The sequence below is a fragment of the Flavobacteriaceae bacterium genome (assembly GCA_014075215.1).
Taxonomy (GTDB): Bacteria; Bacteroidota; Bacteroidia; order Flavobacteriales; family Flavobacteriaceae; genus Polaribacter.
Genome location: CP046177.1, coordinates 2,011,773 through 2,030,551, shown reverse-complemented (window position 1 = coordinate 2,030,551; position 18,779 = coordinate 2,011,773). Strand labels below are relative to the sequence as shown.

Genomic DNA, 18,779 nt, shown 5'->3' with positions numbered 1-18,779 from the left:
GGGGTTTTGAAACTATTAACTTTCAATTTATTACAAATTTTATTTAGAGCTACTAAGTTCAAATTTAGCACGTTGCCCAAATTACGTATAGCCTTTGTTAGCCTTTCGTTGTTATTTTTTTCTATAAATTACCAAGTTTAGCCTTATTTTTAATTCCCATTAGATTCTCTTTTTTTCCAAGTATTTCATAATTCTGAGCGTGGTATTTTGCATCTCTTTTGTTCTGAACTATGATTTTAACTTCTTCAATGATTCTCTTTTGTTCATTTTTGTCAATTGGAACGGGTACTCTAACTTCAAGTAATCTACTACCAAGAGTAGAGATTGTACCTTGTCTAAATGATTTTGATTCAATTTGTCGTTGCACAATTTCCAAACCAAGCATAGTCAGAAGTAAATATGGTGACATCGCTTTTTTATTAATAACTTTAATTCTTCTAAAATGACTTTGTAATACGATTTTCAAATCCATATCTGTAACCATTGCTGTTCTGCCCATCAAATAAGTACCATCATTTACTACAAGAATATCCTCTATTTCAATATTTTGCTTTGTTTTATATTCGAGATAAACATCTTCTGATACACAATGTGTTGAATCAGCAACAATTTCCCAATTAGAAACCTCTGATGTTCTAACAAAAGGCACATCGCCAGTTCCGTAATTTTCACTACCAACCTCATTTCCACGAGATACAGTTATTGTTTTCTCATCAACCAGTTGTTTAATTGTTTTTACTGTGTATTTACCACTTTCGACAAATTTATTTAGTTCAAAGTTAATATCAGGATTGTAGTATTTTGGCAATAAAATATTATTGGTTATTTCACTAAATTTCATTTTAAAACCAAGATGTGATGGTGACCCTCCATTTTCTAATTCTTTTAGGTGATTAGGAATGAGTGCTATTTCATCTTCATAAATCTTACGTCCTCTCTTATCGTGTCCGCAAGTTTTAGCATAACTCATAAAGAAAGAATAGTCTTTTCTTGGCTTTGATGTTTTTTTCAATAATATTAAATGTGTCTTGGTTGGTGTATATGGTAAAAAAGTACTCATAGGCAAATCAATAAGTCCAATTAATTCGGCATTATTCAATAAGTGTTGAATAATATAACCAGTGGTAGGATTACTCAATACTCCGTCAGGTAATATTATGCCCATTTTACCACCATCTTTTAATAAATCTAAAAATCTATCAATAAATAGAATTTGGGGTGCTTCACTTGTTCTAACTTTGCCTTTCTCCCAACTTCCATCTTTCTTTTTTTTCCATTTGTAACCTAATGGGAATTGACTTAATTTAGATTCACCAACCACAGGGATATTTGCCCCAAAAGGTGGATTTGCAAGAAGAATATCAAATGTGCCAAATTGGATACTTGATTGTGTTTTATTATGCCAAGATTTTATTGGTTCAAGTGAGTCTTCGCAGAAAATACCACTTTTGCCATCTCCCATTATTACCATATAGGCTTTAACAACCTTACTTAGAAAATTGTCCCTTTCAATTCCTCTAATATTTACACTTGCTTTTGAGTTTTTCTCATTGTCAATTTCATTTTGTGGCCAATTATATTCTTTTCCACGCTTTTCAATTTTTGTATATTGATATTTTAATGCTTCTATTAAGAACCCCCCTGAACCACAAGCAGGGTCAATAACTTTATCATTTACATCTACATCAAGTATTTGAATTGCCGCTTTTACAACATTTTTTGGCGTAAAAAACTGACCTTGCCCTCCTTTTAATGCCCTGTGGATAAATACTTCAAAAGCATCACCAACAACATCACGTTCAGTTTCCATCAATGAATAGTTTTGCAGTTCACCAACCACATAAACAAGCGACTTATCATCTAACTCAATAGTATCTTTTTTGTCAAGTACATCAGGGTAAACATTTTTTGCTTCTTCAAAACGTGCTTTTATGCGATTGGATGCATCTTTGATTGATTCTTCCATTCCCGCCCTAAATTGAACAATATCATCGGGTTTTGTGAATTTCTCATCATATAGTTTACACAAAATCAAATTAATAATTTGTCTTGCAAGTTCTTCATCTCTTGTTATACCGACAGCATTACCAGCAAGATAATTTCTTATTGAGACAAATTTGAATTTTAAATTATGAGTTTGTTTTAAGTCTTTTCTTTTAAATAGCCCAATATCTTGCAATCTTTGGGTATAGGTTGGGATATTGGGAATGTCATCTTTAAAATAAACTTTCCCATTTTTTTCAATTTTCCGAAGAAATAAAGTTTCTTCACCATTAAACCAAACTCCAAGATAAGCATTAGAAAATTTTAAATAATCTTTCAATTGGTCTAAACCATCTTTTTTGGTTTTTTTCTTACATTCAACAATAATGTAAGCATTATCGTCATTTTTTTCAGACTTACTAAAAACTGCTATATCAACAGGGTATCCTTTTTTATCAGATGGATGTGATTTAACTCTGAACTGCGGTCTTGTTTGAATGTTTTCCTTTGGATAACCATAATCTTCAACAAGCATTTTTGAAAATACTTGAACAGCATCAACCTCTTCCGGTGTTGCTTTAACTTGTTCTCCAGAGATGTAATCTCTTATATATCCGTCTTTTATTTCTGTCATATTAATTCCTTTAATTTCAATTCATAAATTTACGAATCATTTTCTTCTTTCATTTGTTTCGTTGTCAATATTTCGTTTTCAAAATACAAATACCTTCAATTTTACATCAGTTTTTATTGAAAATTCGGTCTCCTTCAATGAAGACTAACGGGAAAGTATAAGCGTAGTGTGGGTTTTGAAACACTTACCTTTCGGTTTAGCAATATGTTTGTTAATTTTCAATTTATTCAAGTTTAGCACTTTCATCCGCATTACGCTTATACAATGTTGTAAATAGTGCCTTCCTCATCTTTGTACCCAGTTTTCAATTTCAATACCTAAAATTCGTTTAAACTCTTTCACATTTTCCGTAACCATAGTCAATTCATTTGCAATTGCAGTAGAACCAATAAATAAGTCGAAATCGCTAATCATTATTCCCTTTTTTCTTAAACGGACTTTCTCTTTTGCATAAATCCGTATTGAATTAAAAATTGGAAGGATTTTAACTTGTTCCGAGAATTGATCAACTATTTTAAAGTTCTTTTTTGGGTTAGGACTATTCTCTGCACCAAAGATTAGTTCCGCAAGAGTGATTTCTGAAATTGCGCAGTCATTGAGATTTATTTCTTGAAATTTTTCTATTACGTTAAATTTTCCACGAAATAGGTGAATGCAGATATTCGTATCTAATAAATATTTCATTCTAAACTCAAATTATTTCGTTTATCAACTCTAGCAGATTTGATTTCATTAATTATTTCGTCTGAAGTTCTATGGTCTTGCCAAGCACCAAAGACCGATTTGATGTCAAATGGTTTTTTTGATTTTGTTTGTATTGATTTAGTTAATTTAATAATTAAACTTTTTTTACTATTATTATCTAAGTTTTTCAAATAGCCGAAATATTTATCTAGAGTTTTATTTGAAATAGTTAAACTTCCCATTCTTTTTGTTTTTATGCAATATAATCAAATTATCGTACGTTGCTTTTCCATTCAGTTTATTTAAAAATCAGTCGCTTGGTATTGATGTTTTTTTCAAATACTCATCGTGCTCCAATGATTTCTTAATGTCAGTTAGAATTGAAAATGACTTTTCTAATTCGTAAGCTTTCTTAAATTCATCCTCATTTTTAATCAGCACCGAACTTGGGTAAACAATTACTTTTGCATTCATTTCAGTGAACATTGGGTTTTCCAATTCTTTTGATTCTGTTTCCAAAACAAAATTATAGCTCAAAATTCTGTTTTTAAATCCGAAAGATATGACGTAGAACCAGTCAAATTTTTGCTCAATCGAGTATTCGTTCAGGTTAAATTCCTCAAACTCACTCTTGGCAGAATTAACCAAAGTCGTATTCAGTCGCATCATCGATTTTTGAAATTCAGTCGTATAGCTTTTTCTCTTTTGATTGCCTTCAATTTCCTCCTTTTGTTCAAGAACTTTTTTATTCGTTTCAATTCTATTTTTCTTGACTGTCTTTTCCTCACTTGCAAAGAATTTGAAAAGTTGATAAAGAATAAATCCAACTATTAAGATTATAATTACTGTTTCCACATTTTATCTTTTTGAGTGAGTTTCAGCATTATTTACAACGTTGTTGTATAAGAATAGTAGCGGATTTAAAAGCACTTGCCTTTCAATTTATCACTAAACTTTGTACAAAGATACTCACTTTGAATTTAGCACAAAACCCGCTATTATTTTTATACCGTGTTGGTAGCCGTTGTTGATATTCCATAAAGCTAAAACCTATATTCCATTTTTAAAAGCACATATCTTGGTAGTAATCTATATTCGGTTGTTGATGTGCTAATATCACTGATTGAATATGTTCTAAAAGTATTTGTGTTAAACAGATTTTTACCCGACAATGAAAAACTTAATTTATTTTCTTTTAAAGTATATCTCGCTTCGATATCCGAAAAATAATAAGTGTTATTTTCTGAATCTATATTTCCGAAAAAATAACGTTCATTTTGAATTTGGAAATTTAAATTATCATTAATCTCAAAAAGCAAATCTAAAAACAATTCGTTATTTGTAAATGAGTTATTTATAGTAGTTTTTATTTCGTTTACTGTCCATTTTGAACCAATATTGTAATTAAAAAAACCTTTAAAAGCAGAACGAATTTCAAAACCGTAATTATAATTAGTCGATTTCACTTCTCGTAATACAGAATTGTTAACTACATTTTTATAATTTGATTTTGAATAACCTAAATTTAATTTTAAGTTTGATGATAAAGATTTAAAATATCTGTCAATATTAGTATTAATAGATAGAATTTCTCTGTCTTTAATAATAATTTTTTCTGCTTGTGAGTAATTCTGAGTTATAAAAGAGTTTGTTGAAAAAAAATCAAAATTCTTACTGTAAATAATGGATGTATTAGCAAAAAACACATCACTCCAATTACCTAATTGATAATTTAAAAACACAGTTGAAGCATTTAATTGATTAAACGTTTCTATTCCTTTTGAGAAAGAACGAAAATCTGTTAAAACAAAATTATTGTAAACATCTAAAATTTTAGCATTTGTGGTGTTATAGGAATACGAGGTTCGTATTCTGTTTTTATTGTTTATTTTCCAATCTAAACCTACGGTTGGATTTATAAAAAAAGGTTGTTGCTCTGTTTTATTATTTTGTACTAACTGATTGAATAATTGATGAAAATCTAATTTTCCTGTAATTGCAACATCTTTCAATTTTATTCTGTATTTTGATGTGAAATATAAATTGTTTACAGAGTATGTCGTTATGTTTTGATAATCTGTCGGTGTTTCTAAAATAGCATTGTCTTCTTTTAACAAAAAGGAAGATAACAATTCGTCTTTTCTATACTCGTTTCCAAATTGTAATTCTAATAAATTATCGTTTTCTTTTCTATCTAATAAATGTGCTTCAAAATCAGCAAACTGCATTTTGTTTTCACTTAATTGTTGCACATTATTTGTATTGATAAAACTCGGAAATAAATCTTGATAGAAAAATTGATTGATTGTATAGTTTTGAGGTGTTTTTTCGTTTATATATCGTCCTGTAAGCAGGAAAACCTTGTTGTCTTTAAATTTATTTGTGTATATGATTTTTTGGTCAAATAAGGTGTTTCTGTCTTTTAAAATTTCTACTGTTTGTTGGCTATTAAAATTCAAATTACTTGTATTTTCAGTATCTTGATTGTTATATTTTGTTGTTACTTCAAGCATTTTAGTTTTTGAAATATCATAGGTTAAATCTATTTTTCCGAAACCTATAAATTTCTTTTTCCGTAATACAAAATCCTCGGTGTTTGTAAATTCTATTCCGTTAATATTAAAATTTTGAGCGGAATTTCTAAAAAAATCATTTTCATCCCAATTAAAAAACCCAAGTGTTTTTAGTTTTACTTTTTTAGATAAGGTGAAAATTGCATTTAATGATGCCAATTCTGTATTATTAAAATTGGTTCTTGATGCTTTAAAGTTTGGTGTAAAACAATTTAAGTTGATTAATGTATTTACGCTTTGATTGTCGCCAATACTTGCTGGTTCTCCATAGAGAAAAGGACGTATTAAATGATTAATATCGCCTGTGACATTATAACCAACATTGTTAAAATTAGTGAGAAAATAATATTTATTTTTCTTACCAAAATTCATTAAATTACTACTAATTTTGTATCTGTTATTTAATGTAATATCATAACCTAAATTAATGTTTCCAAACCAAATTCTTTTTGCATCTTCTTTTAATACAAGGTTTAAAGCGACCTTATCACTTTCTTCTACATTTTTAAGCAACTTGTTGTTTGAATATCTTTGTAATAATTCAATTTTATCGATTTGGTCTGGTGGCATATTTTTTGTTAGAATTTTGTAACCTCTTTCAAAGAAGTCATCGCTATCTACCATTACTTTTTCTATTTCTTTATTACCTATTTTTATTGTCCCATCACTTTCTACCGTTAATCCTGGTATTTTTTTTAGTAAATCTTCCACTACTTGTTCGTTACCTTGTAAAAAGGATTTTACATTAAAAATAACAGTATCTTTTTTGACTGTTATTGGCTTGTTTGCTTGTATAATAACTTCATTGAGTTTAACAGTTTTAGAATTTAAAAAAACATCAATATTGATGTTTTTTTCTGTGCCTTTTATTGTTAATGGAATTATTTTTGTTTCAAATGAAAGAGCAGAGAAAATCAAATTGAATTTCCCGGTTTCTTTAATTTTTAAAGAGTAACTACCGTCATTATTTGTTATAACATATGTTATGATAGAATTATCAACACTTGTTTTTAAAACTACGTTTGCAAAAACTCCTCTTACTTTTGTGCTATCTTTCACAAAACCACTTATTTTAATTTGAGCAGAAACTGATGTTGAAAACAGGAAGAATATAAATGCAATTGAAAATACTATTTGTCTTTTTTCTCTTCTGTTTCCCATTCATATACTTTTTCACCTCTATATTTTCTCTTATGACCTTTTTTTGGTATTTGCCTCATTTTATTTGCAATATTTCTTGGTAGTTTAGATTTCATTTTTTTAAAAACATAATCATTATAGTTATCTCTAAATTCAACATACTCCTTGAGGGTTTTTGATTCTTCTGTAGTTGGTTTTTTAATAATGAAATCACATTTACAAGGATATTTTATGCTTTTAAATTCTACCTTAAACATCTTTTCAGAATCTTCTGCTTCTAAAATAAGTCCCGGAAGACCAAATAATTTCCAAGGTCCATATGGCAAAGGTATTTCTTCAGTAAACCAAGCTGTATATGTCCTTCCCCTATACACACCTATAGCTTTTTGTGCTTTAAATTTTCCAATTTGTTTGTATTCGTCTTTAATTCCCCAATTGATAGCTATCCAATTATCTTCAACTTTAAAAGGATTAAATAACTTATTGATTCTTGCAAATCTATTTATTATAATTTTATTAGTAAAATCTCTATATACTTGTGTGCCATAATCGTCAGAAATGCTGAAACTAGCTTTAACGTTTGTGCCTTCAGATTTTATTCCAGAGTTATCATTTTTAAGTAAATCAGTTCTATTGTATATGAATAAAGATTTATTATTGCTAAATTCAAGAATTGCATTTTTAATAATCACCTTTTCAGCAGGTACTTGATAATTGTATTCAATGTACCCTTTTTCAATTTGCGATAAAGCAACAAAAGGGATACTAAATAATATTAATAAGAGTCTCATTTTTTATTTTTTTTTTAATAGGGTTGATAATTTTTACCAACCCTATATTTTAACTATTAAAACACAAACTCTTATTAAAAGAACCATGCCATTATTACATCCATAAAATCGCTAAAAGACCCAAATGTGTCGTCAGAACAATCAACCCAAGTACTTCCTGAACCAAATTCGTCAGTGTCCCAAGAAAAAGTAAAGCCACAAATTGCCGCTTCTGCTTCTGATGAGATAGAGTAAGATATATCACTGTTCATTGTAAAATCAACACTTGCTAATTCTGCATAATTGGTCATTTCAACAATTGCAACATCAAATGTTGAATCTTTTTCTACATCATTTGTTGCAAAAGTAAATGAAACTGTTAGTAATAATACTACTGATAAAAATAAATTTTTCATAATATATTTGTTTTATAAAATTAGTTAGAAGAACAATTTAATTAGCCGCTATTCTTCGTGTGGTTTTTCCACGGTTTCGACTTTTTAGGTTTCCACTTTTTAACTTTTCCAGAGAGTGTTTTTCTTTTTTTTGTGCTAATTCCGTAAATCGGATGGTCTTAAATTCACTCTGTTTACTCGGTTCTAATGTCTCGTCCTAAAATAGGGCTACAGTTAATTATTAAAATTTATGCTACATTTTTGTGCACGTAATTAGGTGTTTTATAATCTAAAGATAAATGTAATCTTTTATTATTATATAATTTGATTGCATTTTTTGTTGCTTTTTTGGCGTGATTGATATTTGTAAATGTTTGGTCGAGGAAGAATTCATCTTTTAAAATTCCGTTAACTCTTTCGGCCATTGCGTTTTCGTAGCAATGATTTTCTTGGGTCATACTGATTTGTATCTTTTTTCTTTTCAAAATTTGAGTATAAACATTGCTACAATATTGTATTCCTCTATCAGAATGATGTATGATTTCTTCGGTATTTTTAGTTTGATAAATAGCTTTATTTAAAGCTCTAACACAGCCTTTAAGTTCTAAACTATCACTAATATCATAGCCTACTATTTTTCTTGAATACATATCAGTAATAAGTGCTAAATAACAAAATCCATTTATAGTTCTTATATAGGTAATATCCGAAGCCCAAACTTGGTTAGGTCTATTAATGATCAGGTCTTTTATGATATTTTTATATTTATAAAAACGATGGTAAGAGTTGGTTGTTTTAGAAGAATATTTTTTCCTTCTAATTAACAAATTATTTTCTTTTAAGATTCTAAATAACTGGTCTCTACCTATATTTATATTCTGTTTCCTAAAATCATTATGTAAGGATTTCATTAGCTTTCTAGTACCTTCTCTGGGTAATGTTTTCCTGCTTTTTTTAACAAGCATTATTACATTTTGTTCTATTTGTTTTTTAAGAACAAACCTTTTTTGATATTTGTAATAAGCATCTCTTTTTAACTCGAAAGCATTACAAATAGTAGCGATGGCGTACCTTCTTTTTTTTCTATTAATCGGTGCTATTTTCATTAAGGCTTTATGTTTAAGTTTTTTTTTAATTCTTCAACATTTTTATAGCCAAGATTTTCAGCAGCTACTTCAAGATAACTATCATTCACAAGTTTATCTAGATCCTTTTTAATAAGAAGATCTTTGAGTTGTTTTAGCTCTTTTTGAAGGGCTTTAATACGGGATAATTCGTCGTCTGTTTGCACGGTTACACGGGTGTTCATTAAATCTTTACGGTCATATTTTTTAATCCATACGTTTATCGTACTAGATTGTATGCCGTAAGTTAAGGCAATTTGTCTTTTGGAATGGTTTCCTTTGGTAAGTTCTGCTAATACTTTGAGTTTAAAACTCTCACTATAACGTCTTACATATCCATCATTTTTATACATATACTTGTTGTTTTTTGTATACATATTTCAGGACGGGTCATAATGGCTACCAACGGTCTCGTATAAGAATAGTAGCGGATTTTGTCGCACTTACTTTTCGGATAATCACAGACCCTTTTTATATTTACTTTGTTTCATTTTAGCGATTAAACCGCTATTATTTTTATACAATGTTGGCAACTGGGCGTTATTCAGTTCATGATTCAAGCCCCAAATCAGTCCAGAATTCACTATAAAAATTTTTTGATTCCATAAGTTTTTCGTGATTCCCAAAGTTAGTAATAATCCCGTTTTCCAAAACATAAATTCGGTCAGCAATTTTCGGTAAAGAATGTAATCTGTGAGAAATAAAAATTATTGTCAATTCAGATTTTAACTTATTCAACAAATCTAAAACAAACTACTCTGTTTTTCTATCCATTGCAGAGGTAAACTCGTCTAATAGTAGAATTTTTGGCTTTTTATATAAAGACCACAATCAGATTGGTCGTGTTGCATTGTAAAAGTTTGTTGTAGGTATTTCTGAGACGTATTTATTGTTTTAGTCATTTTGATTTAATACCCTTAAAATTCCGTTAGCATTTATTTGACCATTATGCTTTTTGATTAACTCTTTATTTTTATTATAGATTAAAATATACGGAATAGATTGAGCATCAAATTTATTAGTAAAATGGTAATCACTATCATATAAAAAAGTTATATTGGATTGATTGTTTAATTTGTGTTTTTCTGAAAACTGTTTGATAGTGTCAATATTTTCTGTTGAAACAAAAATAAATTGAACTTTTTTAAACTTATTTTTATTTTGACTTATACTTTCTGCTTCGTGATGACAAAAATCACATTCACTATTAAAGTAAATGAAAATAGTAGAGATATTAGTTTGTAAATTTGAGTTTGTAAATGAAATATTTTCTAATGTTTTTAATTCAAACTTTGGAATAGTTTGTATTTGCTTAGCAATCTCATTTTTTTCTTTTGATTTTATAATAATACTATACCCTAAATAAGATAGTAGGCAAACTATACAAAAAATGATTATAAGTAGTATCTTTTTTTTATTCATAATTTAACTCATATTTAAATTGTAAAACATAACAACAACTACCCAAATTAGTAAGCCTAAACCATAACTACTTGCAACTATTGTCATTGCTTTATCTAAATTAGAGTTTATATCTTTACTAATCATATGACCTAGAAGTAACCAATAAACTAATTCAAAAATATTTATAACTTGAAAAGGGTAGATAAACCAAGTTTCTAAACCTTGATATCCAACAATATTTAAAGCAGAAAGCGGATGAAAGTGTTGTAAATCTTGAATTGTATAGTTTGATTGAAAATAGTAAAACCAAACGGTTTTAGAGATAATGACTAATAAGAATATGAATTCTGCTTTCACAACTATGTTAAATAACTTTTTAAATTTAATTTTTTTATCAAAAAAGAAAATTCCTACTTCAAGAGTGAAAGAGATAATTGTAATTTTTAAAAATAAAAATAAAGGTATAAATAGATAACTTAATCTTTCAATTTTATTTTGAGTTGATATAAAGCCATTAAGTTGTTCTTTAGAAAAATTTTCTCCTAGAAAGTTTAAAAGTAATTCATCAGAATTTAAAAGTTCTTTTGAAAGATAGCCAAGTATAAAATTTAAAAACACAAGGAATGAAAATAATATATAGTTATTTCTCATTTTTTGCTTTTATATATTGTAGATAATATTATATTATTTTCATCAGAATAATCTTTGATTATTTTAAGAATTTCAAGCATATTATTGAACTTTTTATTAAAAATAAATTTACCTAAAATGCCGAAATTCCAATTATAAGAAAAAATGTAGTTGCTTTCTTGTTTTTTTAAGTTAAAGTAATAATAATTACTTTTAATAGTTAATTTATTAATATCTTGTTTAATACATTTTATACTAATAATTTCTTTAATTTCATTTTTTAAGTAGTCAAACATTAAATCCATTGTAATCATTTTAATAAACACCTAAGCAAAATAAAAAATGCTTAGGTGTTTTCTTCAAATTTACTCACATGCTCCTGTATCTTGCATATCTAAACAATTTGGTCCTAGTGCAGCTAGTCCTGCTCCTATAGCAGCTCCTATGCCTCCAAAAAACCAACTACCCATTGCTGCTGCCATAAATACAGCTTGTCCACAGCTGTAACATTCTCCAGCTGTAACAATTTCCATCTGACTTAAATCTAATGATTTCATAATAAATAATTTTAAGTTATACCATTCAAATTTAGTTAAACTTTAGAAATTGTGAATGGCTTTTATCAATTTCTAAAACATTTTTTCAGCCCTTTTTCTCCGTGTGAGTCATCCAGCCTTGTTGCCAACGTTTTAGTATATGAAAAGTAGCAGACTAAAAAGCTAATTCTTTCAGTTTAAAAACAAAGATAGCAGAAAAGTACAAATTTTGAAACTTGCACTTTTCTGCTATTTTTTATATCGGTTGGGCTATGAGTAGTTGCGTGAATTTAGTAATCAACTTTGTAAATATGCACCAACTTTAAGACTTGTAAAAAACTTTCTAGAGTAGCAAAAATCAGCAATTACTTATACACTTTGTTAGGCACAGTAATTTCTTCTTTCATTTCCTCAATCTTTAATTTATCTGATTTGATTATTCTTACATCTGATATAAAATCAAACAATCTATTTCCCTTTGCTTCTTTTTTTGTTTGAATAACAATTTTTAAATGATATTCTCTCCCTAAACAAGCTCGTTCTAATTTTTCAATCGCATCATTTAGAGTTTCACTATCACTCTGTATTTTAACAGGAACTGGTTTTTCTTGGAAATGAGCTTTTAGGAACCCATCTATTCCTGAATTTCGTTGAACAGGTAAAGCATCAATACTTTTTAATAGAGCAGTATCATATTCCGTTTTTTCAAGATAGCTTTTTGAACCTTTTTTGAGTAAAGCAGAATCGGTTATTATCATCTCTTCTAATCTTTGGTTAGCTAAATCAACAGCATCTTTAGAAGCGTCTATTCCAATAAAGTTTCTATTCATAGATTTAGCAGCAACACAAGTCGTACCACTACCACAAAAAGGGTCAACAACCAAATCTCCTTTGTCAGTTACAATTTTTATTATTTGATTTAAAAGTAAAACTGGTTTTTGAGTTGGGTAACCAACTCTTTCTTTTGCTTTTGGATTTAGATATGGAATTTCCCAAGTGTCAGATAATGGCACACCTTTTTTTTCTTTTCCTAAAACTATATTTCCGCTTTTATCTGTTTTATAAACAGACTTTCCATTTGAGGTCTTTTGCCTGTCTTGTAAAATTTGGTCAAGATTAGTTGTTGGAGCATAATCTGTGTAGTATTGATTAAATTTAAAATCCTTACTTTTTGAATAGAAGTAAATATTTTGATGAGAATTTAACAATCCTTTTTTTGAATTAGACCATCTTTTATAACTCCAAATAATTTCGCTTCTAAAGTTTTTCATTCCAAAAACTTTGTCCAACGAAACTCGAATGTAATGTGAAGCTATTTTATCACAATGTAAGAACACACTTCCTGTGTTTTTTAGAACTCTATTACATTCTTTAAGACAAGATTCAATTAATTCTAAATAATCTTCTAAAGAATCCCAACTGTCACAAAATTCATACTTTTTAGAATTATCTCTAGTAACTAAACTATGTTTTTTTTGTGTGAAAAACGGAGGATCAAAATACACCAAGTCAACAGAGTTTGATTCTATTTCTGTTAACCTTTCAAGACAATTACCTAAATATATTTTATTTGTTTTCATCCTCTGGCGTTCTTTTGTCTGCTATTATTGTCAAAATCTCTTTTAAGTCAAATCCAGTGTATTCTTTAATGAAATCCCAAGCTTCTTCACCACCATAATATTGCCCTTTAACTCCTGTGTAAATTGTTTTTAAGGTCGCTTGAATTCTTTTCGCTTGTTCCCTTTGTGGATAGTAAAAAATTACTCTTATTGGAGTATAACCATAACTTTCTATTGCTTTTACTCTTGTGTGCTCTTTTGTTATGTGGTCTCCATCAGTTGTGGCGTCTCTCCATTTTATCTCAATTGCATTATTACCATCCAAAAAATCTATTTCAAATGTTTTTGGTCTTTGACCTAGATTGTTTTCAACTAGAGTTTTACCTCCTCCAACATTATTGAATTTAAGACATAGAGAAGCAGCTTCTTCAAGAAACGAACCAGCATATTTATAAAGAAATCGACCCGTATTTTGATATTCATCAATTAGTTGTCCTTCTGTTGTGGTTATTCCTAAAACTCGATAAATAAGATAATGAGAGTTGTCATCCCCTTTCATTTCTTCTTTTCGGTTTTCTATTTTGGAATTAAGATTATTAGCATATTCTTCAGCTAATATTTCCATTTTAGAAGTTAATAATTGAAGTCCTGCTCCTTTTTCTATTGCTTGACGAATTTCATTGTCCCCATATTCCAAAGCTTCCTCCATTAAAATACTCTTTCCTTTACCTTTGGTTTCCAGTCCAATACTTTTACAATATTCAACAAGTTCAGCTTTTTTATATCGTTCAATTTTCGCCATTTATTTCTTTTGTTTTCTGTTTTATTCTTTGCTCTTACAAAGGTACAAAATTTAGTTCTTTTTACGGTCGTACTCTTATTGTGCCTAACGGTCTAGTATATGAAAAAGTAGGCGATTTCGAAGCACTAAACTTTTGGTTAAGAACAAACTTTGATACGAGCCAAAAGCCTTGATTATATTACTGTTTCGCCTATTTTTTATATACATTGTTATGCTTTCGGCTTTTCTTTTGTGCGTGGTCTTCTTTTTGGTACGGTCTTTTTTTCGAGTTCAATTTTGCGTTTTCTTATATGTTCGCTCAATTCTTTTCTTTCCTTGTCAGTTAGTGGAGGACTTTTAATTAAAAAATCTACTCCTTTTGGTTCTGCTATGTGTCCCATGTTTATCTCGTTTTAAAATATTTAGTAACTAGAAATTTGGCTGGCTCTGTGTCGATTATCATTCGTTGATTTTTAAAATGATATGCTCCTAGAGTTTCCTCATAGTGATTAATCAGGCTTGTTTTCGCTGTAAATGCCACAAATCCATCGTATCCTTTTTGAAATGAAATTTTGCAAGCATATGCTACCAAATTTCCAGCAACACCTTCATAAAGCTTATCTTTTCCAATATTAAAAGGTGCACTTTCCAGTAAACCCATATAAATATGGTCACTCTCTATTGTGATACTCAAAAGTCCTTGAATTATATCGGGATTATTTACAATTGTCAGTTTGTAGACCTCTTTTTTTAGGTCATTAAACTCCGTTTTCCAGTCAAAGTTCCAACCATTTTTCTTGAGAATATTCTTTAAATCTGACTTTTTAAGTGTCGAAATTTCCGTTTGAAAACTGTCGCCAGAGATTGTGTTCAGAATCGAATCTGTCAGCCTATCAATTATAAATCCCTGTTCAATTTTTTTCATAGTCTAAAGTTACGAAATTTAGCGATATGCTAAATTGAAGTACGATTTTTTCAAGCTGACCCGTCCTGAAATATGTGACCCGTCCTGAAATATGTATACAAAAAACAACAAGTATATGTATAAAAATGATGGATATGTAAGACGTTATAGTGAGAGTTTTAAACTCAAAGTATTAGCAGAACTTACCAAAGGAAACCATTCCAAAAGACAAATTGCCTTAACTTACGGCATACAATCTAGTACGATAAACGTATGGATTAAAAAATATGACCGTAAAGATTTAATGAACACCCGTGTAACCGTGCAAACAGACGACGAATTATCCCGTATTAAAGCCCTTCAAAAAGAGCTAAAACAACTCAAAGATCTTCTTATTAAAAAGGATCTAGATAAACTTGTGAATGATAGTTATCTTGAAGTAGCTGCTGAAAATCTTGGCTATAAAAATGTTGAAGAATTAAAAAAAAACTTAAACATAAAGCCTTAATGAAAATAGCACCGATTAATAGAAAAAAAAGAAGGTACGCCATCGCTACTATTTGTAATGCTTTCGAGTTAAAAAGAGATGCTTATTACAAATATCAAAAAAGGTTTGTTCTTAAAAAACAAATAGAACAAAATGTAATAATGCTTGTTAAAAAAAGCAGGAAAACATTACCCAGAGAAGGTACTAGAAAGCTAATGAAATCCTTACATAATGATTTTAGGAAACAGAATATAAATATAGGTAGAGACCAGTTATTTAGAATCTTAAAAGAAAATAATTTGTTAATTAGAAGGAAAAAATATTCTTCTAAAACAACCAACTCTTACCATCGTTTTTATAAATATAAAAATATCATAAAAGACCTGATCATTAATAGACCTAACCAAGTTTGGGCTTCGGATATTACCTATATAAGAACTATAAATGGATTTTGTTATTTAGCACTTATTACTGATATGTATTCAAGAAAAATAGTAGGCTATGATATTAGTGATAGTTTAGAACTTAAAGGCTGTGTTAGAGCTTTAAATAAAGCTATTTATCAAACTAAAAATACCGAAGAAATCATACATCATTCTGATAGAGGAATACAATATTGTAGCAATGTTTATACTCAAATTTTGAAAAGAAAAAAGATACAAATCAGTATGACCCAAGAAAATCATTGCTACGAAAACGCAATGGCCGAAAGAGTTAACGGAATTTTAAAAGATGAATTCTTCCTCGACCAAACATTTACAAATATCAATCACGCCAAAAAAGCAACAAAAAATGCAATCAAATTATATAATAATAAAAGATTACATTTATCTTTAGATTATAAAACACCTAATTACGTGCACAAAAATGTAGCATAAATTTTAATAATTAACTGTAGCCCTATTTTAGGACGAGACATGCGGAAAAAATTCTGCTAATCTTCAAATTACAACTTCAATTCAAAATATTTATCGTACTTTTAAAGCTTAAATAAAGCTTAATTTTAATATATGGAATCTTTGAAACTTGAATTAAAAAAGCGAAATAGAGATTACGGAATTATAACTTGGAAACTAAATCAAGATTTTGAAGTTAAAACACTTTTAGGCAATGCTAAAACCGTAAATATTGAATTTAACAATAAAGTTTACTCAAACAGAAAAGTAGATTATAAATATAGACGTATTCCATTTGGAAAAAAAAGAATGGAAGAAATAGAGAATGACTTTATTAATTTAAAAATAAAAAAGGGAAATTTAATAGTCAGCTAATTAAAATATGGGTAAAATAATATCAGAAGAAGCAATTAAAAGGAGAAATAGTTGGGTTGAAAAAATAGACAATATTGAAGGTGATTTTGCTTCCAATTCTGAACTAATAGAAAATGAATTAGGTAAAGAGTTAAGTCAAAATGGAATTTCAAGCCTTTTAGACCATTTAAGACTTTGTGGCAATATACCTGAATCTTATCACCACGATTCAAGTGAAGAAAAACAATATTCAAAATATACAGATGCTCTCTTAGCTTTTGCGTATAAATCTATTGGGTTAAAAAGTCTTGTTATAACCGAAAGGGCTGATGTTGCAGATGTTGAAGGTTTTGGAAAAAACTTTAGTTTTGTTGCAGATGCAAAGGCTTTTAGGTTAAGTAGAACAGCTAAAAATCAAAAAGATTTTAAGGTACAAGCAATGGACAGATGGAAACACGGAAAACCTTATGCAATGGTTGTTTGCCCAATCTATCAACTTCCAAGTAGGAATAGCCAAATTTACCAACAAGCTATTGCCAGAAATGTTTGTGTTTTTACTTATTCACACTTATCTCTTTTAGTAAGATATGCTAGCGAAGTTAGCCAAAACAAGGCAGAAAACTTACTACTCGATATTTTCAAAACTGTTCCTGCTTTAAATCCTTCAAAAAGTGCAGTAGACTATTGGCTTGGTGTAAATAAGACAATTCTTGGATCTTCAAAATCAATATTTGAATTATGGCAAGATGAAAAGATAGCAGCGACAGAATCGATTGAAATTGCAAAAGTGGAAGCTTTAAAATATTTATCGTTAGAACGAGAAAAAATAATGAGAATGTCACACCAAGAAGCATTGAAAGAACTTGTTAAAGCAAGTAAAATTGAGAGTAAAATAGAAATTATCAAACGTATTTCTGACAATGGATTGTTTGGTGTAAAATAAATAGTATGGAGAAATACAGAAATAAAATATTAGAGGGAAATTGTGTAGAAGTAATGAAAAAGTTTGATGACAATTTCATTGACTTAATATTGACTTCGCCACCTTATGACAATTTAAGAACCTACAAAGGTTTTGTTTTCCCATTTGAGAAAATTGCTCAAGAACTATATCGAATAACTAAAGAAGGTGGAATTGTTGTTTGGGTTGTAAATGATGCAACTATTAAAGGAAGTGAAACAGGGACAAGTTTTAAACAAGCATTATATTTTAATGAAATAGGCTTCAATCTTCACGATACAATGATTTTTCAAAAAACAAACCCTATTCCTCAAATTTACAGAAAGAGATATAACGGAATATTTGAATATATGTTTGTTTTTAGTAAAGGAAAAGTCAAAACACACAATTCAATAAAAATAGATTGCTTACACGCAGGATTACAGCTTAATGGAACAACCTATAAAAATTACTCGAAAGGAGAACAGAAAAGAGGTAAAATGGCTAAACCTGTAAAGAAACAAAAAATCAAAGGAAACATTTGGGAGTATGTTGTTGGTAAGAAAAAAGAAGACCAAGCTGCAAAAGGACACCCAGCACCATTTCCTATGGCTTTAGCACGAGACCATATTAATTCTTGGACTAACGAAGGAGATTTAGTTCTTGATCCAATGAATGGAAGTGGGACAACTTGTCTTTCGGCTTTACAATTAGGTAGAGACTATATTGGAATTGATATGAGTAAAGAATATTGCGAATTAGCAAAAGATAGAATTAAGGAATTTGAACAACAACCGAGATTATTTAAGGAAGAAAGCACTGCTTACAACAATGTATAAAAATAATAGCGGCTCAATCGCTAAATCGAAAGTAAATAAATATAAAAAAAGCCTGTGTTTAAGTGAAAAGTTAGTGAATTTTAACCCGCTACTATTCTTATACTAGACCGTTGTAGGCAATATCGCTGACCAACAAACTGAATTAT

21 protein-coding genes are annotated in these 18,779 nt (G+C 29.0%); 5 read left to right on the top strand and 16 right to left on the bottom strand.

Annotation, left to right across the window (positions count from 1 at the left end):
* Positions 1 to 121: 121 nt before the first annotated feature.
* From GKR88_09980 to GKR88_09905, 16 genes are all read right to left on the bottom strand, one after another.
* Positions 122 to 2,617: an N-6 DNA methylase gene (locus GKR88_09980; GenBank protein QMU64580.1), complete on the bottom strand. Its 2,496-nt coding sequence runs from the start codon at positions 2,615 to 2,617 to the stop codon at positions 122 to 124.
* Between the two features lie 285 nt (positions 2,618 to 2,902).
* Positions 2,903 to 3,301: a PIN domain-containing protein gene (locus tag GKR88_09975; protein ID QMU64579.1), complete on the bottom strand. Its 399-nt coding sequence runs from the start codon at positions 3,299 to 3,301 to the stop codon at positions 2,903 to 2,905.
* Positions 3,298 to 3,543, bottom strand: coding sequence for a hypothetical protein (locus GKR88_09970; protein QMU64578.1), 246 nt, complete (start codon positions 3,541 to 3,543; stop codon positions 3,298 to 3,300). Before GKR88_09970 ends, GKR88_09975 begins: the two co-directional genes overlap by 4 nt.
* A gap of 67 nt (positions 3,544 to 3,610) precedes the next feature.
* Positions 3,611 to 4,156, bottom strand: coding sequence for a hypothetical protein (locus GKR88_09965; protein QMU64577.1), 546 nt, complete (start codon positions 4,154 to 4,156; stop codon positions 3,611 to 3,613).
* Between the two features lie 188 nt (positions 4,157 to 4,344).
* The gene (locus GKR88_09960) at positions 4,345 to 7,035 is read right to left on the bottom strand and encodes a TonB-dependent receptor (protein QMU64576.1); all 2,691 of its coding nucleotides are present in this window, start codon (positions 7,033 to 7,035) and stop codon (positions 4,345 to 4,347) included.
* Positions 7,005 to 7,805 carry a GLPGLI family protein gene (locus tag GKR88_09955; GenBank protein ID QMU64575.1) on the bottom strand — a complete coding sequence of 267 codons (801 nt, stop codon included), beginning with the start codon at positions 7,803 to 7,805 and terminating at the stop codon, positions 7,005 to 7,007. Before GKR88_09955 ends, GKR88_09960 begins: the two co-directional genes overlap by 31 nt.
* A gap of 74 nt (positions 7,806 to 7,879) precedes the next feature.
* Entirely contained in the window at positions 7,880 to 8,200 is a 321-nt protein-coding gene (locus tag GKR88_09950) for a hypothetical protein (protein ID QMU64574.1), read from the bottom strand.
* 227 nt (positions 8,201 to 8,427) lie between these two features.
* A complete protein-coding gene (locus GKR88_09945; protein ID QMU64573.1) occupies positions 8,428 to 9,285 on the bottom strand; it encodes an IS3 family transposase in 858 nt (285 codons plus the stop codon).
* Positions 9,285 to 9,656, bottom strand: a complete 372-nt coding sequence (locus GKR88_09940; GenBank protein ID QMU64572.1) for a transposase — start codon at positions 9,654 to 9,656, stop codon at positions 9,285 to 9,287. The genes GKR88_09945 and GKR88_09940 overlap by 1 nt, the downstream gene beginning before the upstream one ends.
* Positions 9,657 to 10,197: 541 nt before the next feature.
* Positions 10,198 to 10,725, bottom strand: a complete 528-nt coding sequence (locus tag GKR88_09935; protein QMU64571.1) for a redoxin domain-containing protein — start codon at positions 10,723 to 10,725, stop codon at positions 10,198 to 10,200.
* 3 nt (positions 10,726 to 10,728) lie between these two features.
* A complete protein-coding gene (locus GKR88_09930) occupies positions 10,729 to 11,358 on the bottom strand; it encodes a hypothetical protein (protein ID QMU64570.1) in 630 nt (209 codons plus the stop codon).
* Positions 11,355 to 11,642: a hypothetical protein gene (locus GKR88_09925; GenBank protein ID QMU64569.1), complete on the bottom strand. Its 288-nt coding sequence runs from the start codon at positions 11,640 to 11,642 to the stop codon at positions 11,355 to 11,357. Before GKR88_09925 ends, GKR88_09930 begins: the two co-directional genes overlap by 4 nt.
* Before the next feature lie 60 nt (positions 11,643 to 11,702).
* Entirely contained in the window at positions 11,703 to 11,894 is a 192-nt protein-coding gene (locus GKR88_09920; GenBank protein QMU64568.1) for a hypothetical protein, read from the bottom strand.
* Between the two features lie 344 nt (positions 11,895 to 12,238).
* Complete coding sequence (locus GKR88_09915; GenBank protein ID QMU64567.1) at positions 12,239 to 13,453, bottom strand: site-specific DNA-methyltransferase; 1,215 nt, start codon at positions 13,451 to 13,453, stop codon at positions 12,239 to 12,241.
* Positions 13,440 to 14,234 (bottom strand): ApaLI family restriction endonuclease, encoded by a 795-nt coding sequence (locus tag GKR88_09910; protein ID QMU64566.1) that lies wholly within the window; start codon positions 14,232 to 14,234, stop codon positions 13,440 to 13,442. Before GKR88_09910 ends, GKR88_09915 begins: the two co-directional genes overlap by 14 nt.
* 382 nt (positions 14,235 to 14,616) lie before the next feature.
* The gene (locus GKR88_09905; GenBank protein QMU64565.1) at positions 14,617 to 15,138 is read right to left on the bottom strand and encodes a hypothetical protein; all 522 of its coding nucleotides are present in this window, start codon (positions 15,136 to 15,138) and stop codon (positions 14,617 to 14,619) included.
* 115 nt (positions 15,139 to 15,253) lie between these two features.
* On the opposite strand from GKR88_09905, the gene GKR88_09900 reads away from it, so the two are divergent.
* From GKR88_09900 to GKR88_09880, 5 genes are all read left to right on the top strand, one after another.
* Positions 15,254 to 15,625, top strand: coding sequence for a transposase (locus GKR88_09900; GenBank protein QMU64564.1), 372 nt, complete (start codon positions 15,254 to 15,256; stop codon positions 15,623 to 15,625).
* Complete coding sequence (locus GKR88_09895) at positions 15,625 to 16,482, top strand: IS3 family transposase (protein ID QMU64563.1); 858 nt, start codon at positions 15,625 to 15,627, stop codon at positions 16,480 to 16,482. The genes GKR88_09900 and GKR88_09895 overlap by 1 nt, the downstream gene beginning before the upstream one ends.
* A gap of 132 nt (positions 16,483 to 16,614) precedes the next feature.
* A complete protein-coding gene (locus GKR88_09890) occupies positions 16,615 to 16,875 on the top strand; it encodes a hypothetical protein (protein QMU64562.1) in 261 nt (86 codons plus the stop codon).
* 7 nt (positions 16,876 to 16,882) lie between these two features.
* Positions 16,883 to 17,797, top strand: a complete 915-nt coding sequence (locus tag GKR88_09885) for a HindIII family type II restriction endonuclease (GenBank protein QMU64561.1) — start codon at positions 16,883 to 16,885, stop codon at positions 17,795 to 17,797.
* Positions 17,798 to 17,802: 5 nt separating this feature from the next.
* The gene (locus GKR88_09880) at positions 17,803 to 18,633 is read left to right on the top strand and encodes a site-specific DNA-methyltransferase (protein QMU64560.1); all 831 of its coding nucleotides are present in this window, start codon (positions 17,803 to 17,805) and stop codon (positions 18,631 to 18,633) included.
* Positions 18,634 to 18,779: the final 146 nt, after the last annotated feature.